A 7338-nucleotide genomic window follows, 5' to 3' on the forward strand; every position below is an offset into this window, starting at 1 on the left:
CGAACCCAGAGTTCACGAACCCACAGTTGCCGTGCCAACGGTTCAGGCGCCTACTGTGCAGGCCCCAACCATTCAGGCCCCGCCCTTACAACCCTCCAGTGCCGAACAAAGACCGGGCTGGGCGGGCAACAGCCAACCCGCCGGGAATGAGCAGCCCTCCAGAGGGCGCGAAATAATGGGCTTTCTTTTCGGCGGCCAGCTCTCAGAAGCGGAAACAGGTTCGCATCAGCCACAGGCAGCGCAAAACGGGCAAGCGGCCCATGCTCCCGCAAGTGCGGCCCCCACGGGCCAGGTTCCCGCGCTTTCGCCGCCTCCTGTACCGCCGCCAGCGCCTGTGGCCCCCACGCCTGCGGTAGCTGCTCCTCATGCCCCCAAGGGGAGCATTCCGGGAGAAATGCAACCCCAGTCTCCCGATGCCCAGTTGCGCCAGCAGCAATTGAATCAGGAAAGGGAACGCCAGCGGCAGGAGCGGGGACGGCAAAATACGCAGCGAGCGCCACGCGGCAAGGCCGCTGACAGTAAAAATGCTGTACAGCAACCAGCCGCACATCCTGCAAAAGCGCCTGATGCGGCTTCCACACCGCCAGCGCCCGCCAGCGTGCAGCCTGAGAACGCCAAGGGGCCAGAAAAACCCGAACCCCCTGTAACGCCGGGAACTCCGGCAGCCCAGGCCAATGAGGCCTACCAGAAAGGGGACTACGCCCAGGCCCGTACAATCTGGCAACATCTGGCCGATGGCGGCGACGGACAGGCCATGAACAATATCGGCGTGCTCTTTGATCTTGGTCAGGGTGTCGACCTGGATGAAGGCAGGGCGCTTTACTGGTATGCCCGCTCCGCTTCAGCGGGGCACCCATCGGGCATGAGCAACTACGGCCGCATGCTGGAGCAGGGCCGTGGCATTGACGCCAACCCTGAAGAAGCCGCACGCTGGTTTGACCTTGCCGCTCGCGAGGGACAACCCGAAGCACAGTACAATCTCGGCCTCATGTACGAAAGCGGGCACGGCGTACCGCAGGATCACAAGGCTGCTGCGGCATGGTACAGCCGTGCGGCAGCACAGCAGCAGACCGACGCCCTTGCCCGTCTTGGCCAGCTCTACCGCACAGGGCAGGGAGTGGAAAAAAATCAGTCTCGGGCGACGCTGCTGCTTTATGCGGCGGCCATGCGCGGCTCTGTCCACGCAATGAAAGAACTGGAAGATATGGCCGGGCCATCCACATCACGCCCCGGAGCCATACTTTTTGGCTTGCGCCTTGATACAGCCACCCGCCCCGCCATGCGCGAAGCTCTTGGCAAGGCAGGCATGCAGGCATCCCGTCAGGACGACGCCTATATCTGCGACACCTACACGCCCGGTGCGCTTGTTCCCGGCGCACGGCAGGCGGCCTTCTGCTATGGGCCGGGGCGTCCGGCCCCTCTGGGTTTTGTGGAACTGGAGTACACCGTGCAGGACAAAGCCACTGCCCAGAGCATTGTGCATATGGTCAGCGAACGCTTTGGCGAACCTTCTGCCGGGGAGAGCGACGACGACCATATCTGGAATCTCGGTTCTGTGGTTGTTGCCACACGCTATGAACCTTCGCGCCAGCTTATGAGCCTCATGTATATGGTACCTGCTGTCTATCACCTGACCCGTCAGGATTAGAGATAATTACACTTTTTCAGCTTACAGAACTAATCGGCCATTTCACTTGGAAGCGTACTTTTATTTATGCAGCCTGAGAGAAAAGGCCGCTTTCTTATCCCCAGACAAGCCGGGGCATTTCAGCTTTGAAATATTTTGCGGAGGCCACTCTTGCAAAGTAGCCCCTCAGCAATGCCCTGCGCACACCGCCCAAGACCTTTATTTTTTCAGTATGCTGCAATGCACCCCCTGACCTGAAACAAGATTCGCAGCGGCCGTGCCTGCCACGCATGCACCAGCCCAAAGGCAGTTTGCCCCAGCTGCTTTAAACCGGTTCTTCCCACTGCTTATCGATGCTTGACAGAGGGGCTCCCCTTATATATCAATTTATCTCGATATTGTGATGAGAAACGGAAAACGGTGAAAATCCGTTGCGGACGCGCCACTGTAATCGGCATAAACCCGCGCCGCACCACTGTTCTTGAAAAGCACTTCACCCGCTGCGCAATCTCACGGGCAAGCAAGCACACCTTGCAAATACCACGCAGCAACATACCTTTTCGTCAGCTGTGACGGTAAGGCATGAGGGTCAGGGAAGCTTTACGAGCTGATTGCACAAATCCGCTCATGAACGGGAAGGTGCGGCCACGCGCAACTCAATTGCGCAGGGGCCGTAAGCCAGGAGACGCCTCGTCACCTGCTGCCATCCGGCGGCAAGGCAGTACTGTCTCGCGTTCAGGCAAGTGCCCGGCCCGGCGTTCACGCGCCCGGCCAGAGCCGTGCGGCATATATAATGCCGCGCGTCGGTACGGATGCACCCGTACCGTGAAATGGCTGCAAGACGGCGGTCACAGCCATTTCAGGTATACAAGCTCTAGCGTGAAAAGAACTGCCCTTTCAACACCATATGAAAGGAGCAACCATGCGAACCCACATTCTTGGCTTTCCCTCAATGGGCAGGCAGCGCGAGCTGAAACAGGCTCTCGAATCCTTCTGGCGTGGCGATACTTCCGCCCAGGCCCTCACTGACACAGCCCACAAGCTTCAGGAAACACACTGGGGCATCCAGCGCGAAGCAGGCCTCAGCTACGTAACCACGGGCGATTTTTCCTTCTATGACCGCATGCTGGACACAAGCCTCATGCTGGGAGCCGTGCCAGCGCGCTTCGCGGCCTGCGGCAAAGACGCCACGACCCGCTACTTCGCCCTGGCGCGCGGCGATGCCTCACGCAACATTCCGGCTATGGAAATGACCAAGTGGTTTGACACCAACTACCACTATCTTGTGCCAGAAATTGAGGCGGACGCAGTCTGGACGCCCGGTGAACATCCCGTGCTGGAAGCCTGCAAACGTGCTTCTGCGCTAGGCTTTACCCCCAAGGCCGCCATTATTGGCCCCTTCACCTGGCTGGCTCTTGCCAAGGGCCAGAACGGCGCTGACCCGTGGGCCCGACTGGATGAGGTTATGGATACATACGCTGCGCTGCTGGAGCAACTGGGCTCCCTGTGCGGCTGCATCCAGATTGAAGAACCCATACTTTGCACCGAACTGCTGCCCGCCGCTGCCGCCGCGCGCTTTACCGAAGCCTATGCGAGCCTTAATGCGGCTGTTACCCGTACCGGGTCAGCCAGTCTTTTGCTTGCCACCTACTTTGGCCCGCTGGTGCAACATCTTCCTCTGGCCGTAAACAGCGGCTGCGCAGCCCTGCATATTGACCTTGTACGCGGCCCCGATCAGCTGGATGCCGTGGCAGCCGCCTTGCCAGAGCACATGGCCCTGTCTCTTGGGCTGGTCAACGGGCGCAATATCTGGAAAACCGACTACGCACAGGCAACCAGTCTCATAAATCGCGCCGTAAGCGTCCTTGGCGCTGACCGCGTGCTTCTGGCCTCGTCCTGCTCGCTTTTGCACAGCCCCGTGGACCTTGCGGAAGAAACCGACCTGCCTGCCCACATCAAAAACCGCATGGCCTTTGCCGTGCAAAAATGCGCGGAACTGGCCAACCTCAAGACCATGGCCCAGGGTCAGGGCGCGGATCTGCTGGCTGCCAATGCCGCCCTGCTGGCCGAAGCACAGGCTCACGCAGACACCGTGGTATCCACGGTGCGTGACCGTGCCGCCGCCGTAACGCCAGCCATGCTGGCCCGCAAATCGCCGCGTGCCGCCCGCAAAGAGGCTCAAAACTGGCTGCACCTGCCGCTTTTGCCCACCACGACCATCGGTTCCTTCCCGCAGACAGACCATATCCGTAAAACACGGCTGGCCTTCAAGCGCGGGCAAATGAGTCAGGCAGACTACGAAACCGCCATCAAAGCTGAAATCGCAAACTGCATCAAAAAACAGCAGGAACTTGGGCTGGATGTGCTGGTACACGGCGAAGCCGAACGCAATGATATGGTGGAATACTTTGGTCAGCAGCTGGGCGGATTCTGCTTTACCCGCAATGGCTGGGTGCAGAGCTACGGCAGCCGTTGCGTCAAACCGCCCGTCATCTACGGCGATGTGTACCGCAAAGCGCCAATGACTGTGGAATGGGCACGCTATGCGCAATCCCTGACGCAAAAGTCCGTCAAGGGCATGCTCACCGGGCCGGTGACCATTCTTTGCTGGAGCTTCGTGCGTGACGATTTGCCCCGTAGCGAAGTTTGCCGTCAGATCGCCCTGGCCATACGTGATGAAGTGACTGACCTTGAGGCCGCAGGCATACATATTATCCAGATTGACGAAGCCGCACTGCGCGAGGGCATGCCCCTCACTGCCGCAGAGGCCGCCGTTTATCTGCAATGGGCAGTGGACGCCTTTCTTCTGACATCTACAGGTGTTGAAGACCGCACCCAGATCCATACCCACATGTGTTACAGCGAATTCAACGCCATTCTGCCCGCCATTGCGCGCATGGACGCCGATGTCATCAGCATTGAATCCAGCCGCAGCGGCATGGAGCTGCTGGACGCCTTCACCCGCTTTCATTACGTGGGCGAGGTCGGCCCCGGTGTGTATGACATCCACAGCCCGCGCATTCCCACGGCGGATGAAATGGTTCACCTGCTGCGCTTGGCGCTGCAACACATCGACAAAAGCCAGCTCTGGGTCAACCCTGACTGCGGTCTCAAAACGCGCCGATGGGAAGAGGCATACCCGGCTCTGGAAAATATGGTGGCCGCTGCCCTGCGTGTACGAGTGGAGCTGCCTGCCTAGTGTATTCAGGGAATGTAGTTAGGATTTGAGAGGATTTGTGGGGAAAGGACCCTTTTGCAAGAGGGTCCTTTCCCCACACTCCTTCCCCCTAAAACTCTTACTGCTATTTCAGTCTGCTTTAAGGGGGTTTTTGATTTCGATCAGGGGACTCAGAGGCAGTGGAATTAGGCAATACTGGGACAGAGCAGCGTTAAAACGCGCTTTCGCTAAGGTAAAACGCCTGCTCGCGCAAACCTCTTTACACTCTCGCCATAATGGTCAGGAGCTTTGCTATCAGCGGAGACAGGAGCACAATGGCGTAGATGCGCACCAGATGGTAGACCATAACCATTGGCGCTTCGGCCCCTGCATCTCCCGCCAGAGCCATAATGGCATTGAAGCCGCCGGGGCTGGTGGCAAGATAGGCTCCCCCGGCGCTCATGCCGCCAAAGCGCATGCTTATCCAGGCGCAACCCAGGCCAGCCGCCAGAATGACAAAGGTGGAAAGCAGCATGATGGGCCACGTTTCCCGCACGACATTCAGCATGCCGGGGCTGTACATATTGCCAACGATCACGCCCACGCAGCCATAGACAAGATACCTGATCCAATGGGGCATATACGGCGTGCTGACTGAGCCAAAACTTTTAAAAATGACCACTGCCAGCATGGCCCCGGTCATCGGGCCGCCCGGCAGGTCAAAGTAGTCAAAAACCAGGCCGCCAGCCAAACCAACGGCAAAAAGTGTTATCAGGGTCGTCATAAATCCTTCCTTCTCGCGGCGCAGGGGCCTGTGGCAGGGGCCGCGTCATGATTGGGCGGGTAGCCATCCGCCGTCTGCCCTGCATACGCCCATTGCTTTCACGCCTCAATATCCAAAATAGCAAGAAAACGCATTCTTCAGCCGAAAAATGAGCTCTTTCTTGATAGGGCATTTGCCTTCACCAAAGTTTAAACGCGCCAGTTCAGGCCGCACGCCACGAAGTAACTTTACTCGTTATTTCAGTGAGAAACTCGCCGGAAATCAATGAAAAAGCGCGCGTAGCGGCACGGTCCAGACGAATCCTTCCCGGAAATAAACCTCGCATTGCGCAAAACACAGCGACCCTTTTCATTTCAGTCAGTACGCTAAATGCACGCTGACTTCATGAAAAGGGCCGCCTGATACGGTAATTAAAAAGGTCTACTTCAAAGCTGTCCGCTACGCGGTTATTTCTGAAGTATGCCTATAAGCTTGTCCATTGTGGCCGATGCGTCGCCAAGCATCATGATGACGCCGGGCTTGCCGTACAGGGTGTTGTCCACCCCGGCGTAACCGGGCTTGTCGTCATAGTTGCAGATGATGACGTTTTTGGCCTCGCCAGCCTTGAGGATGGGCATGCCGTAAATGGGCGTGCCTTCCGCTGTGTTGGCCGCGGGGTTCACAACGTCATTGGCCCCGATGACGATGGCCAGATCGGCATCGGCAAACATCGGGTTTACAACGTCCATTTCAAGCAGGTTTTCGTAATCCACATTGGCTTCGGCCAGCAGCACGTTCATGTGGCCGGGCATGCGACCCGCCACAGGGTGAATGCCGTAGCTCACCGTGACGCCCTTGGCTTCCAGCAGATCAGCAAGCTGCTTCACCTTGTGCTGGGCCTGAGCAAGCGCCATGCCGTAGCCCGGCACGATGACAACGCTCTTGGCATCCCGAAGCACCTGGTCTACCTGCTCGCCACCGCCAGCCCCCGAGGCGGCCGCCGGGGCAGCCGGAGCGCCCGCCGGACTTTCGCCGTGGGCGTATGCCAGCAGCTTGTCAAAGCTCTTGGAGGCATCGCCCGTCATGAGGATCACGCCGTCGCGTTCATACAGGGGATTGGGTACACCTGCATAACCCGGCTTGTCGTCGTAGTTGCAGATGATGATGTTCTTGGCATCTTCGGCCTTGAGGATGGGCATGCCGTAGATAGGCGTGCCTTCTGCGCTGTTGGCCGCGGGGTTCACAACGTCGTTGGCCCCCACGATGATGACAAGGTCAGCCTCTGCAAACATCGGGTTAACGGTGTCCATTTCAAGCAGGTTTTCGTAGTCCACATTGGCTTCGGCCAGCAGTACGTTCATGTGCCCGGGCATGCGGCCCGCCACAGGATGGATGCCATAGCTGATCTTGGCCCCCTTGCTTTCAAAGAGGTCGGCCAGCTGCTTCACCTTGTACTGCGCCTGGGCCAGAGCCATGCCGTAGCCCGGCACGATGATCACGTTTTTGGCGTTCTGCACCAGGCTGGCAGCGGCGGTTTCCTTGCTGTCGCCAGAGGCGGCAGCGTCGGCAGCCGGGCTTTCACCAAGCGCAAAGCTCACCAGACGGTCCACGGTTTTGGCCGCGTCGCCCGTCATGAGGATCACGCCGTCACGTTCGTACAGCGGGTTGGGCACGCCTGCGTAGCCGGGCTTGTCGTCGTAGTTGCAGATGATGATGTTCCTGCACTCGTCGGCCTTGAGGATGGGCATGCCGTAGATGGGCGTGCCCTCCGCGCTGTTGGCCGCAGGGTTC

Annotated in this window: 4 protein-coding genes and 1 riboswitch; of the genes, 2 read left to right on the forward strand and 2 right to left on the reverse strand. The window is 58.8% G+C overall.

The window, feature by feature from the left end:
* A partial coding sequence (locus QM579_RS13015) for a tetratricopeptide repeat protein (protein WP_414999560.1) occupies positions 1-1648 on the forward strand: 1648 nt, incomplete at its 5' end.
* A 328-nt stretch (positions 1649-1976) separates the two neighbouring features.
* Positions 1977-2335, forward strand: a riboswitch (cobalamin riboswitch).
* Positions 2336-2549: 214 nt separating this feature from the next.
* On the forward strand, positions 2550-4826 hold the full coding sequence (metE, locus tag QM579_RS13020) for a 5-methyltetrahydropteroyltriglutamate--homocysteine S-methyltransferase (RefSeq protein WP_414999561.1): 2277 nt from the start codon (positions 2550-2552) through the stop codon (positions 4824-4826).
* 238 nt (positions 4827-5064) lie between these two features.
* Here metE and QM579_RS13025 read toward each other — a convergent pair whose 3' ends face one another.
* Together QM579_RS13025 and QM579_RS13030 are read right to left on the reverse strand one after the other, a co-directional pair.
* A complete protein-coding gene (locus tag QM579_RS13025) occupies positions 5065-5568 on the reverse strand; it encodes an AbrB family transcriptional regulator (protein ID WP_414999562.1) in 504 nt (167 codons plus the stop codon).
* Between the two features lie 446 nt (positions 5569-6014).
* On the reverse strand, positions 6015-7338 hold a 1324-nt coding region (locus tag QM579_RS13030), incomplete at its 5' end, for an NAD(P)(+) transhydrogenase (Re/Si-specific) subunit beta (RefSeq protein ID WP_414999563.1).

The sequence above is a fragment of the Desulfovibrio sp. genome, from assembly GCF_047607245.1.
Classification (GTDB): Bacteria; Desulfobacterota; Desulfovibrionia; order Desulfovibrionales; family Desulfovibrionaceae; genus Desulfovibrio.

Coding starts and splice junctions, on each gene's coding strand:
- metE (WP_414999561.1), top strand. CDS start 2,550: ATGCGAACCCACATTCTTGGCTTTCCCTCAATGGGCAGGCAGCGCGAG.
- QM579_RS13025 (WP_414999562.1), bottom strand. CDS start 5,568: ATGACGACCCTGATAACACTTTTTGCCGTTGGTTTGGCTGGCGGCCTG.